The organism is Blautia sp. MCC270 (genome assembly GCF_018785605.1).
Lineage (GTDB): Bacteria > Bacillota > Clostridia > Lachnospirales > Lachnospiraceae > Blautia_A > Blautia_A fusiformis.
This window is the reverse complement of the sequence record NZ_WQQD01000045.1, coordinates 16,787-32,106: the sequence shown is the minus strand read 5'-3', so window position 1 is coordinate 32,106 and position 15,320 is coordinate 16,787. Positions and strand designations below refer to the sequence as shown.

Annotated in this window: 13 protein-coding genes, 1 tRNA gene and 1 pseudogene; 14 read left to right on the top strand and 1 reads right to left on the bottom strand. The window is 46.0% G+C overall.

Annotation, left to right across the window (positions count from 1 at the left end; genetic code table 11):
• Nucleotides 1-194: 194 nt before the first annotated feature.
• The 12 genes from GPK58_RS13180 (at nt 195) to GPK58_RS11020 (ending at nt 11,908) form a co-directional block, all read left to right on the top strand.
• The gene (locus tag GPK58_RS13180; RefSeq protein WP_256443690.1) at nt 195-326 is read left to right on the top strand and encodes a hypothetical protein; all 132 of its coding nucleotides are present in this window, start codon (nt 195-197) and stop codon (nt 324-326) included.
• Between the two features lie 39 nt (nt 327-365).
• A complete protein-coding gene (locus GPK58_RS11070; protein WP_118608545.1) occupies nt 366-569 on the top strand; it encodes a hypothetical protein in 204 nt (67 codons plus the stop codon).
• 69 nt (nt 570-638) lie between these two features.
• Entirely contained in the window at nt 639-2,684 is a 2,046-nt protein-coding gene (locus GPK58_RS11065; RefSeq protein WP_022426071.1) for a M28 family peptidase, read from the top strand.
• Between the two features lie 20 nt (nt 2,685-2,704).
• A complete protein-coding gene (locus tag GPK58_RS11060; RefSeq protein WP_015524714.1) occupies nt 2,705-3,340 on the top strand; it encodes a GNAT family N-acetyltransferase in 636 nt (211 codons plus the stop codon).
• Nucleotides 3,341-3,351: 11 nt separating this feature from the next.
• The gene (locus GPK58_RS11055; RefSeq protein ID WP_022426070.1) at nt 3,352-5,028 is read left to right on the top strand and encodes an alpha-glucosidase; all 1,677 of its coding nucleotides are present in this window, start codon (nt 3,352-3,354) and stop codon (nt 5,026-5,028) included.
• Nucleotides 5,029-5,149: 121 nt separating this feature from the next.
• The gene (locus GPK58_RS11050) at nt 5,150-5,962 is read left to right on the top strand and encodes an FAD binding domain-containing protein (protein WP_022426069.1); all 813 of its coding nucleotides are present in this window, start codon (nt 5,150-5,152) and stop codon (nt 5,960-5,962) included.
• Nucleotides 5,959-6,429, top strand: a complete 471-nt coding sequence (locus GPK58_RS11045; protein ID WP_015524717.1) for a (2Fe-2S)-binding protein — start codon at nt 5,959-5,961, stop codon at nt 6,427-6,429. The genes GPK58_RS11050 and GPK58_RS11045 overlap by 4 nt, the downstream gene beginning before the upstream one ends.
• Nucleotides 6,426-8,720: a xanthine dehydrogenase family protein molybdopterin-binding subunit gene (locus tag GPK58_RS11040; RefSeq protein WP_022426068.1), complete on the top strand. Its 2,295-nt coding sequence runs from the start codon at nt 6,426-6,428 to the stop codon at nt 8,718-8,720. Before GPK58_RS11045 ends, GPK58_RS11040 begins: the two co-directional genes overlap by 4 nt.
• Nucleotide 8,721: 1 nt before the next feature.
• Entirely contained in the window at nt 8,722-9,786 is a 1,065-nt protein-coding gene (locus GPK58_RS11035; RefSeq protein ID WP_022426067.1) for a DUF6077 domain-containing protein, read from the top strand.
• Nucleotides 9,787-9,820: 34 nt separating this feature from the next.
• Nucleotides 9,821-10,651, top strand: a complete 831-nt coding sequence (locus GPK58_RS11030) for a hypothetical protein (RefSeq protein ID WP_015524720.1) — start codon at nt 9,821-9,823, stop codon at nt 10,649-10,651.
• Nucleotides 10,652-10,858: 207 nt separating this feature from the next.
• Nucleotides 10,859-10,930 (top strand) — tRNA-Arg (locus GPK58_RS11025).
• 57 nt (nt 10,931-10,987) lie between these two features.
• A complete protein-coding gene (locus GPK58_RS11020; protein ID WP_022426066.1) occupies nt 10,988-11,908 on the top strand; it encodes an SH3 domain-containing protein in 921 nt (306 codons plus the stop codon).
• Nucleotides 11,909-11,973: 65 nt separating this feature from the next.
• On the opposite strand, the gene GPK58_RS11015 is transcribed toward GPK58_RS11020, so the two are convergent.
• A complete protein-coding gene (locus GPK58_RS11015) occupies nt 11,974-12,510 on the bottom strand; it encodes an N-acetylmuramoyl-L-alanine amidase family protein (RefSeq protein WP_173740488.1) in 537 nt (178 codons plus the stop codon).
• A 112-nt stretch (nt 12,511-12,622) separates the two neighbouring features.
• Between GPK58_RS11015 and GPK58_RS11010 the strand changes: the two are divergent.
• Both GPK58_RS11010 and ligA read left to right on the top strand, forming a co-directional pair.
• A pseudogene (locus GPK58_RS11010) lies at nt 12,623-13,273 on the top strand (pseudouridine synthase); the annotation flags it as partial.
• Nucleotides 13,274-13,358: 85 nt separating this feature from the next.
• The gene (ligA, locus tag GPK58_RS11005) at nt 13,359-15,320 is read left to right on the top strand and encodes an NAD-dependent DNA ligase LigA (RefSeq protein WP_215638650.1); all 1,962 of its coding nucleotides are present in this window, start codon (nt 13,359-13,361) and stop codon (nt 15,318-15,320) included.

Here is a 15,320-nt window from a genome sequence, read left to right as displayed (position 1 = left end):
AAATAATATTTAATATATACAAAAAATAATGACAGCAGACAGAAAATATAATTAATTATTTGTATTTGTATATGAAAAACAGGATGCCTTTTTCACCGGGTTTTCACAGATCACACAAAGTCTTTATGCATTTTTCTTTTAAAGTATTTTTAAAACAGAGAGAACATACACAGCATATTTTGAGGTTAAGGAAAATGAAACGACGGCGTAAAAGGCTTATGGTGATCATCCCGGTGGCGACTGTCTGTGTGGCAGGTGCGGGAACTGTGGGATATTTTAAAGTGGCGCATACGAAGCCGGCGCAGAAAACAGTAGCGAAAACGTAATCGGCGGAGGCGAAAAAAGGGAACCTTTCCAAGACAATTGTGAGTACCGGTAATCTGGACCTGGCAGAAAATGCGCTTACAGAGCTCCTGATGGAACGCTTTGAGCAGGACGAAGACGCTTTTTCCATTGTGGATCAGTCAGAGATCATGGAAGCCATGTCCGGTGTCACCAACACCATGTCTCTGATGATCAGAACAAATCGCGTTTTTTTATCTGGAAATCCGCACATTGATAAGGTATAATCTATAACAGTTAGAGGAATATCTCTGCCGGGAGTACGGAACTGCCGGCAGGGAACTGCCGAGAAAGGGATGACAGTAAATTTGAACATCGTGGAGAAATGTGTTTCATGCCTGAATATAAAAGAATCTTATGATCTGGCCAGGCGCATGGAGCAGGAAAAAACAAATCCGGTTCTGGGATACCGTACAGCAGGCTCCCTGGCAGAGCGAAAAACCGGAGATATGCTTTTGGAAGAAATGAAAAAAGCCGGTCTCACACAGGTAGAAAAAGATAAGATCCGTGTGGATGCATGGGAATTTAAAAAAGCGGTGATGCGCTGCCATGACAGAGAGGGAACCTGCCGGGAGATCCAGCTTGGCGCATATCAGACGGATTTTAAGACCAATGGCTTTCAGAGGTTTGATCTTGTATATCTTGGAAAGGGTACAGCTGACGAATATAAGGATATCGATGTGAAAGGAAAGCTGGTTCTTATCGAGATCAATCAGAGAGAAGAATGGTGGATCAACTACCCGGTGTATCAGGCACACCTGAAGGGTGCAGCAGCTCTGATCGCCGTACAGAGCAGAGGATACGCACAGATCGATGATACGGCTTTGAATGCACAGGATATCGCAGGACCTTCTTGTGCGCCTGCATTTTCCATGTCACGGGCAGATTTTCTTATGATCCGTCAGCTGATGGAGGAGAAAAATGAGAATGGGAATCGTGTTCCGGAGCTTTCCGTGGAATTTGATGCGGATACAGAGGTGATCAAAGACCAGTATACCTACAATATCGTTGGCAAAATCCCGGGAACCGATTCGGATTCCATGATCCTGTTAAGTGCTCACTATGATTCTTATTTTGAGGGATTTCAGGACGATAATGCGGCAGTGGCCATGATCATTGGAATTGCCAGGGCGCTGCTCCGTGGTGGCTATAAACCTCGCCATACTATTGTGGTATGTGCTCTTGCAGCAGAAGAATGGGGGATTTCCGACACAAAATATGACTGGTCCACAGGTGCTTACCGCCAGGTATTTGAGGCGAGACCGGAGTGGCAGGGGCACGTGATCGCAGATCTGAATTTTGAGCTTCCGGCTCATGCACACAGTACCAGAGATGCAGTACGATGTACCTATGAGTATGCGGATTTTGTGCGCAGCTTCGTGGATGCTGTGCAGATGCCGGAGGGGATTTACCCGGAGGGCATGACCACGTTGTATCCCATTGAAACCTGGTCTGATGATTTTACCATGGCTATTTCCGGGATCCCGTCCATGGTCAATGATTTCAGCGGTGGCCCGTTTATGGAAAATTATTATCATTCCCAATACGATAACCAGGATGTTTATGAGGAAGAGGTATACAGATTCCATCATGAATTTTATCTGAAACTTCTTCTGGCTATTGACGGCCTTGCTCTGCCGCCAATGGATTTCGGGCGGGTACTGGACCAAAGTATTAAGACCCTGGATACGGATCTGTGTATGCAGACCGGCGCCGACAGTACACTCCTTCTGAAAAAAACAGAAGAGGCAAAAAAAGCAGCTGCCATCCTTGCAGAGCAGGTACGGCACTTCAACAGCCTTCCGGAAGAAAAACGTGACTGGAAAAAAGCCGATGCCATTACCGAAAAGCTTCTCGGTGTATTCCGGAAATCCCAGGATTATCTGGTACGTCTGGACTGGGATGACAATGTGATCTTTCCGCAGCAGGCAGTGCAGAACAATCTTTATGCACTGAAGAAAGCGATGGGATATCTGGAAAAAGGAGAGATCGCACCTGCGCTGGAGGCTTTTTACAGTATTGACAACAACTGCTATGCCTTTCAGTTTGAGCGGGAAGTCTTTTATCATTTTACGGAATATATCTTGAAGCAGTCCCCGGATCGCCTGATGTGGGGAAAGGGCAGGATCATCCACCATGAGAACCTTTATGATCTTGTGGAAAGCCTGAAGGAAAAGAAGCCGGGTGACAGTCTGGAGGCAGAAAAGCAGAGCCTCAAGGAAGCCTGGGAAAGACAGAAGCGTTATTATGCGGATGATATTGAATATCTGATCCGTGCAGTGGAAAAGCTCAGGAATCTGATTTGCGAGGTCAGTGATATGTTTGAAAAAGGAACAGAATAAAACCATATCTGGAGGAAAGAATGGAAAGCCATAATTTATACCGAGTGAAAGAAGAAGATCTGGATAAGCTGATCCGGATATTGACCGTATGTTTTTCGGAGGATCCTCTGTATCATGCACTGATCCCGGACAGGGATACCAGAGAACGGCTGATGCCGGAGCTTTTTACCTGTGATCTTACGGAGTTTTTTGAGACCTGCGAGATCTATGCAGACAGCAGTGAGCTGAACAGTATCCTGGTAGTATCCGACGGAACGGAGCATGAAGCAGCCTTACATAATCTGATGGTGGATTTTTTTGCCCTTCTGAAAACAGATGGCTATCTGATCAAAGAGGATCCAAGTCTTGCGACCCTGCGGAAATTCATCCAGGGAAAAGACTATCTGAATTCCAGCTGGACTTCCCAGCTTCATACAGCAGAAAGGCTTCATGTGATCTATCTGGCAGTGGCGCCGAAGATGCAGCATCACGGTCTTGCTGAAAAGCTGATGGATGAGGTGATCGATTATGCGGACAGGCATAAGCTGATGATCTCTCTGGAAACCCATAATCCGGCAAATGTTTCCATGTATGAGAAATTCGGATTTAAATTATACGGCATTGTACAGAAAAAAGGATTTGATCTGAAGCAGTACTGCATGATCAAACAGGCATAGGAGGAATTACGATGAAACGAAAATGGTGGCATGACAAAGTGGTATATCAGATATACCCCAAGAGCTTTTATGATTCCAACGGAGACGGGATCGGAGACATCCCGGGAATCATCAGCAAGCTTGATTATCTTAAGGAACTGGGAGCAGATATCCTCTGGCTTTCCCCAATCTATAAATCTCCCCTTGCAGACCAGGGATATGACATTGCAGATTATTATGCGATTGATCCGAGGTTTGGGACCATGGAGGATATGGATCGTCTGATCGCAGAAGCAAAAAAAAGAGAAATGTACATCCTTATGGATCTGGTGGTAAATCACTGCTCCGATGAGCATGAGTGGTTTCAGCAGGCCATTAAGGATCCGGACGGAAAGTATGGAAATTTCTTTTATATCCGGGACAAAAAGGATGATAAAGCTCCCTGCAACTGGAGAAGCTATTTCGGTGGTCCGGTATGGGAAGAGCTTCCGGGACATCCGGATAAACAGTATCTCCATGTATTCCACAAGAAGCAGCCGGATCTCAACTGGGAGAATCCTGAAGTAAGAGAGGAAGTCTACAAAAACATCCGCTGGTGGATGGAAAAAGGGCTTGGCGGATTCCGTATTGATGCCATTATCAATATCAAGAAGAAGCTTCCGTTTTCCGATTATCCTGCCGATCGTGCAGATGGGCTCTGCAGCGTCGGGAGGATGCTGGAGGAGGCAGAAGGGATTGGAGAATTTCTGGGAGAGATGGCTGAGAAGTGCTTTCATCCCTATGATGCTTTTACTGTAGGAGAGGTCTTCAATGAAAAGGAAGATGAGATCAAAGATTTTATCGGAGAAAACGGATATTTTTCATCCATGTTTGATTTTGAAGAAACCTGTTACGGAAAGAGCGAGGATGGCTGGTATGCATCCAAACCGTACCTGACTCCGGAAGAGTACAAGAAGTGTATTTTCCATACGCAGAAAAAGATTGGGGATACCGGCATGATCTCCAACATTATTGAGAATCATGATGAGCCAAGAGGTGTCTGTCACTATATTTCTCCGGAAGACCGCTGTCCGGATTCAAGGAAGCTCCTGGCAGGTGTTTATTTTCTGCTGAAGGGAATTCCGTTTATTTATCAGGGTCAGGAGATCGGTATGGAAAATATGGAGTTTACTTCTATGGATCAGATCGATGACATCAGTACCATCGATGAATACCAGGTAGCGCTCCGTGCCGGATGCAGTGAAAAAGAAGCGCTTGATGCTGCTTCCGCATTTTCCAGAGACAATGCCAGAACTCCGGTACAGTGGAGCGCAGAGAAAAATGCGGGATTTTCAGAAGGAGAGCCGTGGCTTGGGGTCAATCCCAATTATAAGGAGATCAATGTAAAGTCCCAGTTAACGGACAGTGATTCCCTCCTTTCTTTCTACAAAAAGCTGACTGCACTGAGAAAAGCTCCGGAATATAAAGAAACGCTTGTATACGGAACATTCGCTCCATATCAGGAAGAACAGAAGAATCTGATCGCATATACAAGAAACGGTGAGAAAAATCTTCTGATCCTGGGAAATATGCAGGCACAGTCACAGAAGGTATCTTTGCCGGGAGAAGTAAAAGAGGTGCTTCTGAATAATCAGAAAGCTGTGGAGATCACAGAAAAAGAGATCATTTTGAAACCGTATCAGTTTATCGTTCTGGAGACCGCTGTCTAATGCGGCGTCAGAACAGCAGAGAAAAAAACAATAGCTATTTAGCTGACAGTCTGTTAAAATAAATGTTCGGCTGAAAAACAGCCGTAAAGAAAGAGAATGAGAATTCAGAAGGGAATAAAGTATGCTGAAGATAAAGAATTACGTAAAGGCAGAAAGCCTTGAACAGGCATATGAACTGAACCAGAAAAGAACAGCCTGTGTGCTGGGCGGTATGGTCTGGCTGAAAATGGGAAACCGGAACATCATGACAGCCATTGATCTGTCAGGTCTTGGGCTGGATACTATTACAGAAACAGAAGAAGCATTTGTGATCGGCTGTATGACACCACTTCATGCGCTGGAAACCCACAAAGAGCTGAATGCCTATACAAACAGTGCTATCCGTGAAAGTGTACGGCACATTGTGGGTGTGCAGTTTCGAAACTGTGCCACAGTGGGCGGAAGTATTTTCGGAAGATTCGGATTTTCCGATGTACTGACCATGTTTCTGGCACTGGATACCTGGGTGGAGCTGTACAATGGCGGAACCATTCCGCTGGCACAGTTTGCATCCATGGAAAAGGATAACGATATCCTGGTAAATATCATTGTAAAAAAACAGCCGCTGAACAGTGTGTACTTAAGTCAGCGGAACAATTCCACAGATTTTCCTGTGCTCACCTGTGCGGCCGCTCTTATTGACGGAAAAGCAAGAACTGTCATTGGGGCCAGACCCGGAAAAGCAATGATCGTGGAAGATGAAGAGGAAATCTTAAAAGATTTTGTACAGATGAATGCACAGCAGAAAAAGGATGCAGCAGCATCTTTTGCCGCATATGCAGCGGAACATGTTTCTACAGACAAGAACATGCGTGCTTCAAAAGAATACAGAAGTCTTCTTGTGAAAGTCCTTACAAGAAGAGCCTGGGAAGAGATCGGAGGGAGAGCAGAATGAATATCACTTTCTGGCTGAATGGTGTAAAACGGCAGGCAGAGGTACGTCCGGATGAATTGCTTCTGGATTTCCTGCGGAAAAACAGCTGTTACAGCGTAAAACGTGGCTGTGAGACTGCAAACTGTGGTCTCTGTACTGTGCTGATGGATGAACGTCCGGTACTGTCCTGCTCCATGCTGGCTGCCCGCGCAGATGGGAAACGGATCGTGACTCTGGAGGGAATGCAGGAGGAAGCAAAGGAATTCGGCGCTTTTATGGCAAATGAGGGAGCAGAGCAGTGCGGCTTCTGCAATCCGGGATTTATCATGAATGTATTTGCCATGTTAAAGGAACTGGAAGATCCCACAGAAGAGGATATCCTGGAGTATCTTTCCGGAAATCTGTGCCGTTGCTCGGGATTTGTGGGACAGACCAGAAGTATCCTGAAATTTCTCGACTATAAAAAAGGACAGGAGGAAGGAAAATGAAATACGTAAACAAGCCGGTGCCAAAAACAGATGCAATGTCGTTGGTAACCGGAAAACCGGTCTATACCGATGATCTTGCACCTTCTGACTGCCTGATCGTCAAGATCTTAAGAAGTCCTCATGCCAATGCCTGGGTGGAAGAGATCAAGACAGATGCTGCAAAGAAGATCGAGGGGATTGCCTGTGTTCTGACCTATGAGGATGTTTCCCACAAAAGATTTACCCTGGCCGGGCAGACAGCGCCGGAGATCAGTCCATGGGATCGCTATATCATAGATAAGCATGTGCGTTTTGTAGGGGATCCGGTTGCCATCGTAGCCGGTGAGACAGAAGAGGCAGTAGATAAAGCCCTGAAACGCATTAAGGTAAAATATCGTGTGGAGGAAGCGGTTCTGGATATCCACACAGCCAAGGATAATCCCATTCTGGTGCACCCGGAGGATGACTGGTATATGCCGATCCCGGCCGGCGGAGATAATAAGCGTAATCTCTGTTCCTCCGATGTAGAAGAAGTGGGTGATGTGGATGCCATGCTGGAAAAATGTGCGTATACAGTAGACCAGGTTTACCACACAAAGGCAAATCAGCAGACCATGATGGAGACCTTCCGTACCTACTGTTATATGGACCATTTTCAGAGACTGACGGTGGTTTCTTCCACCCAGATCCCGTTCCATATCCGAAGGATCGTAGGAAATGCGCTGAACATTCCGTCTTCCAAAGTTCGTGTGATCAAGCCTCGTATCGGCGGGGGCTTTGGTGCAAAACAGTCTTCTGTCAGTGAGGTTTTCCCGGCACTGGTAACATGGGTTACCGGGCGTCCGTCCAAGATCGTTTTTTCCAGAAAGGAATCCATGATCGCGTCTTCTCCGCGTCATGAGATGGAAGTCCATATCCGTATGGGTGCAGACGAAAACGGTATTGTAAAGGCGATCGATCTTTATACTCTTTCCAACACCGGTGCCTATGGAGAGCATGGGCCTACAACCGTAGGACTTTCAGGCCATAAATCCATTGCGCTGTATCGTCATACGGAAGCCTACCGTTTTGCCTATGATGTTGTTTATACCAATATGCAGGCAGCTGGCGCTTATCGTGGCTATGGTGCCACACAGGGTATTTTTGCTGTGGAGTCCGCAGCAGATGAGCTGGCTCATAAGATGGGGATGGATCCGGTAAAATTCCGTGAGCTGAATATGCCTATGGAGGGAGAGGCACTTCCGGGATATCCGGATGTACCGATCAACGGCAGCTGTACCATGGACAAATGCCTTGCCCGTGCAAAGGAAATGATCGGATGGGATGAGAAATATCCGTTCCGTGATATGGGTAACGGCAAAGTACGGGGTGTCGGTATCGCTATGGCCATGCAGGGCTCATCTATTGCAGGAATCGATGTCGGCGGAGCAGACATTAAATTAAATGAGGATGGTTCCTATACCCTGGCACTTGGATGTTCTGATATGGGAACCGGCTGTGATACCATTCTTGCTCAGATGGCAGCAGACTGTCTGGATACAGATATGAAAAATATCGTGGTATTCAGTGTGGATACAGATATTTCTCCCTATGATTCCGGTTCTTATGCATCTTCCACAACCTATGCAACCGGAAATGCCGTGATCCAGGCCTGCGGAGAACTCAGAAAGAGAATCCACGCTTTTGGCGCACAGATGCTTGGAGTATCTGCAGAGGATTCTGATTTTGACGGAGAAAAAGTCCGCACAGAAGACGGAAAAGAGGTAACGCTGCAGCAGATCGCAGGAAAAGCGACCTGTGGAGTCTGCAGTGAGCTTCAGGTTGTAAAAGAATATTCTTCTCCGATCTCTCCGCCACCGTTTATGGTAGGTGCCGCTGAAGTGGAGGTCGATAAAGAGACCGGACAGATCGATGTCATTGATTATGTGGGCGTGATCGACTGTGGAACCCCGATCAATCCAAATCTTGCCAGAGTGCAGGCAGAAGGCGGTATCGGTCAGGGTATCGGAATGGTTCTGTATGAGGATATCCAGTATACAGATAAGGGAAAGATCCGTAACAATTCCTTTATGCAGTATAAGATCCCCAACCGTATGGATATTCCGAAGGTACGGATCGAGTTTGAAAGCAGCTACGAGAAGACAGGTCCTTTTGGTGCAAAATCCATTGGTGAACTTGTGATCGATACACCTTGTCCGGCTATTGCCAATGCGGTTTATAATGCAACAGGTGTACGTGTCAGAGAGCTCCCGATCACTCCGGAGAAGGTTGCAATGGGAATCCTTGCCAGAGAAGCCGGAGAGAAGGTGTGAAATGCAGGAGCTGATACTGGCAATTGCCGGACTGATCCTGGAACTGCTGGTATTTTTCTGTGCAGGAAGTCTGCTGACACGGATACTGAAAATGAAGGCGGAAGTAACTATGGAACTGGTCTTGGGATATCTTCTGTATTTTGCGGTTTTTGAGATACTTGCAGTTCCTATGACACTGAAATGGGTAAAGCTGAGTACCTTTTCGTATCTGTGGATGGTGATCATGGCAGCTTGTGTACTGGCAGCATGTCTGTTTGTGCATAAACTTTGGAAGGGACAGCTGGACCGGATAGGAGAAACATTTCGGAAGCATTCACTGCTGCTGCTTTTGACCGCTGCGGCAGTGATCCTGCAGTGTTTTCTGGTGGCTGCATATCAGGACGTTACTGCAGATGCAACACATTATATTGGTGCAGTAAGCACTTCCGTGTATACAGACACTCTTGCCCGATACAGTCCGCTTACCGGTGTTATCCAGAGAAATTTTAATCTCCGCTATGATCTTTCTGCATATCCGATGAACAATGCGGTGTGGTGTGTCCTTCTGGGCATCCACCCGATCGTTCAGTCCAAGGTCGTGATGTCTGTGATCAACATGCTGATGATCAATCTTCTGATCTACCAGATCGGAAAAAGCTTTTTTCGTGGAGATGAAAAAAAAGCAGACCTGATGGTTCTTTTTGTGTGTCTGATGCAATTGTTTTCTTTTTCTATCTATACAACAGGAACCTTTGCGTTTATGCGGGTTTATGAAGGGAAGGCCCTGCTGGCAAATATTTCCATTCCGGCAGCGCTTCTGGTAAGTATACGGCTCTGGCTCAACAAAGATGGCAGAAATAAAGAGAGCTGGGTGCTGCTTTTCATTGCTGCAGTCAGTGCGTTGACGTTTTCAGGATCCTCCCTTATTTATCCTGCGGTAGTCAGTACGGCGATCCTTCCGGTGATGGTGCTGAAGAAAAAGATTTCCTACGCGATTCCCTATGCGCTTTGTATGCTGCCGGGATTTTTGTATGCCCTGGTTTATTTTTCGGCGAAGCTTGGATGGATCGCATTTCCGGCATCATAGGAAACTGGGAAGATACTATGGATAGGAGAAGAAAATGGCGGGAGTAACGATCGAAGAACTGGGACTGCGTTTTGTGCAGATCTGTATGGAAAATTACTGGAGTGGCTGTCTGCTGCCTGTATTTTTTCTGGCAGGTATACTCTGGGATATTTTTTACCGCAGGAGAAAAGAATCCAGAGTGTTCCTGTATTATCTAGTCTTTCTGGCACTTACGGTATATAATCCGGTTCTTGTAAAATATGTGATACCAAAGGTACATTTTGAAAGTGAATATTATCGTTTTATCTGGATCCTTCCGGTGATCCCGGGTGCTGCCTATTATGCTGTACGGATCGTAGAAGCGGTAAGGTTTCGATGGCTGAAGGCTGTAACAGCGTTGATCCTTGCGGCAGTGATCGTCACTACGGGGACACCTGTTCCCGGCATTGCAAAAGATTATGTGATGGCGGAAAACATCTATAAAGTCCCGAATGAGCTGCGCTCAGTATGCGATGTGATCCATCAGGACTGCGATAAAGAACAACCCAAGGTTGTTTTTGACAATGAGCTGAATCTGGTGGCTAGACAGTATGATCCGTCACTGATCCTTGTTCTGGATCGTAATTTTATCCTGTATCGTGCAGGAAGTACTGTGGTAGGAAACTACGAAAACAGCAAGGCCTACCAGATCCAGAAAGTGATCATGGATGTGATCAGTTATCAGATGGATGTAGGGATCGATAAGTTCCGGCAGGTATTGAAAAGAACGGAAACCGATTATCTCGTTCTTCCGGTAGATCTTACAAATCATGACTATATCCGTCAGGCAGGATGTACCCCTATTGCACAGACAGAAAAATATGTGGTATACAGGTTTGAAGGGTGAATGTGTTCGCCCTTCTGGCCTGGAAAAATGACCAAAGTGCGTAAAATGATACGGAGAACGGAGTGAACAGCAACCATAAAATGTGTGATGAATATGTACTGTTTAAAAAAATCTTTACAATTTCATGGATTTGTGTTAAAATCATAAACAGTGTAAACCTACTTTGATAATTTCATACCTGAATTTAGAAGTTATGTTTTTCATTATGCACCTGTAGCTCAGTGGATAGAGCAGTGGTTTCCGGTACCATGTGCGGGGGTTCGATTCCCTTCAGGTGTGTTACCCGGAACAGTGGGAATTGTTCCGGCGTGTTGTTATGATAAGGAGGACAAGAACTTGGATGATTTCAGAGAATGGTTATCAGATAACCTTCGCTATTTTATGTTAGGCGGAGCCATTCTGGTGATCGTGCTTGTTCTGATCTTTGGCGTCCGCGCCTGTGTTGGAGGTAAGAAGGGGAATTCCAATAAAGATCAGACAACAGCCCAAAGTAACCAGGAAAATGATCCTTCTTCTCCGGCAAATGATGGGGAGACAGACGAGAAGAAAGACGCCAGTTCCGCGGCAGATACGGATGCGGAGACAACCATGGAAAAAGCCAGCACGGAAGTAACCGAGCTGATTCAGAGCTATTATAAAGCTTTTGGGGAAAAAGACATTGCAACACTTAAGACGATTGAGGACGGATTTACGCCGGCTGACGAGTCGCAGATTAATTCAAGGGATTATATTGATGGGTATGAGGTACAGAATGTTTACGCTAAGAAGGGACTGACGGACGATTCGTATGTCGTTTATGTAGTCTTTAATTATATCTGTACTGGAATTGAGACTCCGGTTCCGGCACTGAGCCAGTTTTATGTGGAGACGGGCAGTGACGGCAATCTGAAGATCAAAGGTGGTGCTGATGACGATGCAGATATCAGTGCCTATGTGAAAAAACTGGAATCTGAGAAGGATGTGCAGGAGCTTATCACAAAGGTAAAGACGGACTATGAAGCTGCGCAGGAGAGTGATCCCTCTCTGGCAGAATTCCTTCAGGGCCTTGGTGAAGATGCCAGTGCTTCCGCAGATGCAGGAACAATGCTTACAGTTACAGAGGATTGTAATGTTCGTGCTTCCGCAGATTCAGAGGGTGAGGTTATCGGTGGTTTTTCTGCAGGAACGGAAGTTGAAAAGAAAGGGCAGGAAGGCGACTGGATACAGGTTGATTATGATGGACAGACCGGTTATGTCTATAGTGGTCTGTTAGAATAATAAGGGTTAATAAAATGCAGGTTCCGGAAGAACCTGCATTTTTGTTGCTCTGATATAACGAAAGATCATTTTTTGAGTGAACCGTCTGCTGCCAATGTGTATTTTTTTCCATTTACGGTGATGGTTCCGGTCTGCATGATTCCGTCTTCGTCCAGATAATAACGTTTTTTGCCTAGGGTGATCCAGCCGGTCTGCATGATTCCGTCCTTATTGAAATAATATCGATGACTATCTGTGTCGGTAAGCCATCCGGTATAGGCGGTTCCGTCAACCATAAATTTCCAGTTGGTGCCATCCGGTGTCCAGACTCCGTTTTCTGCCTCCGGCGAAACCTTTTCTGTTTCGGGAATCTCTGTGGGAACAGGAGACGGTGTGGCGGAAGGTGAGGGAGCGCCGGAAAATATCGATGCATCTGTATGGTGATCGCGATCTGAACTTGGTTCAATAGTCGAAATATCGCTGGTATTTATGGAAACTACGGAAGTACTGCTGCTTTCAAAAGGACCGGCCGATGACTGGGTAAAGAGAATACCGCAGATCAGACACAGGAAAACAGCGACAAAGATCAGCAGCCGGTTCATACGTGGAGTATGCTCTGACATGATTTTCCTCCTGATATTTAAGTATATTTCTGTTTATCATACAATAATGAGCAAGAAAATACAAGAAAAATAACCGGTTGCGAACACGTGGGAAAAAATATATAATAGAACAATGGACGAAAAAATCAGAATCAATAAATATTTAAGCGATATAGGAGTCTGCTCAAGAAGAGAGGCAGACCGCCTGACAGAAGCGGGGAGGGTTACTGTCAATGGAGAACTGGTTTCCACAGGAATGAAGATCCTTCCGGATGCGGAGATCTGTATTGACGGAAAGCCTGTAAAAAAACAGGAAAAAAAGATCCTGCTTCTTTTTCATAAACCAAAAGGGATTGTCTGCAGTACCAAGCAGCAGCGGAATGAGATGACAGTAACAGAATATCTGGATTATCCGGTGCGGATCTATCCCATAGGACGGCTGGATAAAGATTCCGAAGGACTGCTTCTCCTTACCAATGAAGGAGATCTGGTGAACCGTATCATGAAGGCGGGGAACTACCATGAAAAGGAATACCTGGTGACCGTGAATAAACCGGTGACAGAAGAATTTATCCGTGGTATGGGCGGCGGAGTGCCGATCCTTGATACGGTCACACGTCCCTGCAAGGTTACAAAAACAGGGAAAAACAGTTTTCGTATCATCCTTACCCAGGGTCTGAACCGCCAGATCCGTCGTATGTGTGAATATTTCGGATATAAAGTCGTAACACTGAAACGTGTTCGGATCATGAATCTGTATATTGATGGCCTGGAAGAGGGGAAATATCGTGAGATCCGGCCGGAAGAACGAAAAGAACTGGAGGAGATGCTTTCCTCCGAAAAATCAGAAAAAAGGACGGGAGGAAGCCATGAACGAATCATCCATAAAAAAAATGAAAGAGCTGGGAGAAAAGCTCCGGGAAGCGTCCAGGGCCTATTATCAGGAAGACAGGGAGATCATGTCCAACGTGGAGTACGACGCCCTGTACGACACTCTGAGCGCACTGGAGAAAGAAACAGGGATCGTTCTGGCAGAAAGTCCAACCGTTAATGTAGGATATGAGGCAGTGGAGCAGCTCCCCAAGGAGGAACATGAGAGACCGATGCTGTCTCTGGATAAGACCAAAGAGAGAGAAGCTTTGAGAGAGTTTATCGGGGAACATCCTACACTTTTATCCTGGAAGCTGGATGGCTTAACGATCGTGCTTACCTATGAAAACGGAGAGCTTATAAAGGCAGTTACCAGAGGAAATGGTATTGTGGGAGAGGTTATTACCAATAATGCCAGAGTATTTAAGAACATACCTCTGAAAATTTCTTTTAAAGGGAGACTGGTACTTCGCGGAGAAGCCATCATTACCTATTCGGACTTTGAAAAGATCAACGAAACTATCGGAGATGCAGATGCCAAATACAAAAATCCCAGAAATCTCTGCAGTGGTTCTGTCCGCCAGCTGAATAACGAAATTACAGCAAAGAGAAACGTACGGTTTTATGCTTTTTCTTTAGTGAGTGCGGAAGGCGTGGATTTCCGGAATTCCAGGGAGGTGCAGTTCCGGTGGCTGAATGAACAGGGTTTTGAGGTTGTGGAATATCGAAAAGTCACAGCGGGAACTCTGGATGAAGCGATGGATTACTTTGCGGAAGCAGTTACGACCAATGATTTTCCGTCAGATGGGCTTGTGGCATTGTATGATGATATTGCTTACGGAGAATCTCTGGGAACTACGGCCAAGTTTCCAAGGAACGCCATGGCATTTAAATGGGCCGATGAGATGCGTGATACGAGACTTCTGGAGATTGAGTGGAGCCCGTCCAGGACCGGACTGATCAATCCGGTAGCAATTTTTGAGCCGGTGGAACTGGAAGGCACCACAGTGAGCAGAGCCAGTGTGCATAACATCAGTATCATGAAGGAACTGAAACTGGGGATCGGAGATACCATTCGTGTATACAAAGCAAATATGATCATTCCTCAGATCGCGGAAAATCTGACCGGAAGCGGTAATGCATCGATCCCGCATACCTGCCCGGCCTGCGGACAGGAAACGGTAGTGAAGAAAGAAAACGATGTGGAATGTCTTTTCTGCGTCAATCCGGGGTGCCCGGCCAAGAAGATCAAATCCTTTGGCCTTTTTACAAGCAGGGATGCCATGAATATCGACGGACTTTCCGAGGCAACACTGGAGAAATTTATTGCCAGGGGATTTATCCATGACTTTGGCGATATTTTTGAGATCAGCCGGTATAAAGATGAGATCGTGGAAATGGAAGGCTTTGGGCAGAAATCCTATGATAATCTTATGGAAAGTCTGGAACGGGCGAAAGAGACTACACTTCCAAGAGTGATCTACAGTCTTGGGATCGCAAATATCGGTCTGGCTAATGCAAAAGTGATCTGCCGCCATTTTGACAATGATCTGGACAGGATACGTCATGCCAGTCTGGAAGAGGTCAGTGATATTGATACCATCGGGCCGGTCATTGCCGGAAATCTGGTAGCTTATTTTAGGGATGAGGATAATGATCGCCGCCTGGATCATCTGATGAGCTTTCTTCATATTCAGGAGGACAGTCCCAAACAGGAACAGATCTTTGAAGGAATGAATTTTGTGATCACAGGAAGTCTGGTGCACTTTGGAAATCGAAGTGAGGCCAAAGAGCTGATCGAATCCCTGGGAGGCAAGGTTACCGGTTCAGTTACCAAAAAGACCAATTATCTGATCAATAACGACATCCAGTCCAATTCATCCAAAAACAAAAAGGCAAGAGAACTGGGGATTCCGATCCTTTCAGAAGAAGATTTTCGGAAACTTGCCGGAGTGCAGTAA

What these genes read in the sequence shown, in the direction of transcription:
- GPK58_RS13180 (WP_256443690.1), top strand. Translation starts at nt 195, where the DNA reads ATGAAACGACGGCGTAAAAGGCTTATGGTGATCATCCCGGTGGCGACT.
- GPK58_RS11065 (WP_022426071.1), top strand. Translation starts at nt 639, where the DNA reads ATGACAGTAAATTTGAACATCGTGGAGAAATGTGTTTCATGCCTGAAT.
- GPK58_RS11060 (WP_015524714.1), top strand. Translation starts at nt 2,705, where the DNA reads ATGGAAAGCCATAATTTATACCGAGTGAAAGAAGAAGATCTGGATAAG.
- GPK58_RS11055 (WP_022426070.1), top strand. Translation starts at nt 3,352, where the DNA reads ATGAAACGAAAATGGTGGCATGACAAAGTGGTATATCAGATATACCCC.
- GPK58_RS11050 (WP_022426069.1), top strand. Translation starts at nt 5,150, where the DNA reads ATGCTGAAGATAAAGAATTACGTAAAGGCAGAAAGCCTTGAACAGGCA.
- GPK58_RS11045 (WP_015524717.1), top strand. Translation starts at nt 5,959, where the DNA reads ATGAATATCACTTTCTGGCTGAATGGTGTAAAACGGCAGGCAGAGGTA.
- GPK58_RS11040 (WP_022426068.1), top strand. Translation starts at nt 6,426, where the DNA reads ATGAAATACGTAAACAAGCCGGTGCCAAAAACAGATGCAATGTCGTTG.
- GPK58_RS11035 (WP_022426067.1), top strand. Translation starts at nt 8,722, where the DNA reads ATGCAGGAGCTGATACTGGCAATTGCCGGACTGATCCTGGAACTGCTG.
- GPK58_RS11030 (WP_015524720.1), top strand. Translation starts at nt 9,821, where the DNA reads ATGGCGGGAGTAACGATCGAAGAACTGGGACTGCGTTTTGTGCAGATC.
- GPK58_RS11015 (WP_173740488.1), bottom strand. Translation starts at nt 12,510, where the DNA reads ATGTCAGAGCATACTCCACGTATGAACCGGCTGCTGATCTTTGTCGCT.
- ligA (WP_215638650.1), top strand. Translation starts at nt 13,359, where the DNA reads ATGAACGAATCATCCATAAAAAAAATGAAAGAGCTGGGAGAAAAGCTC.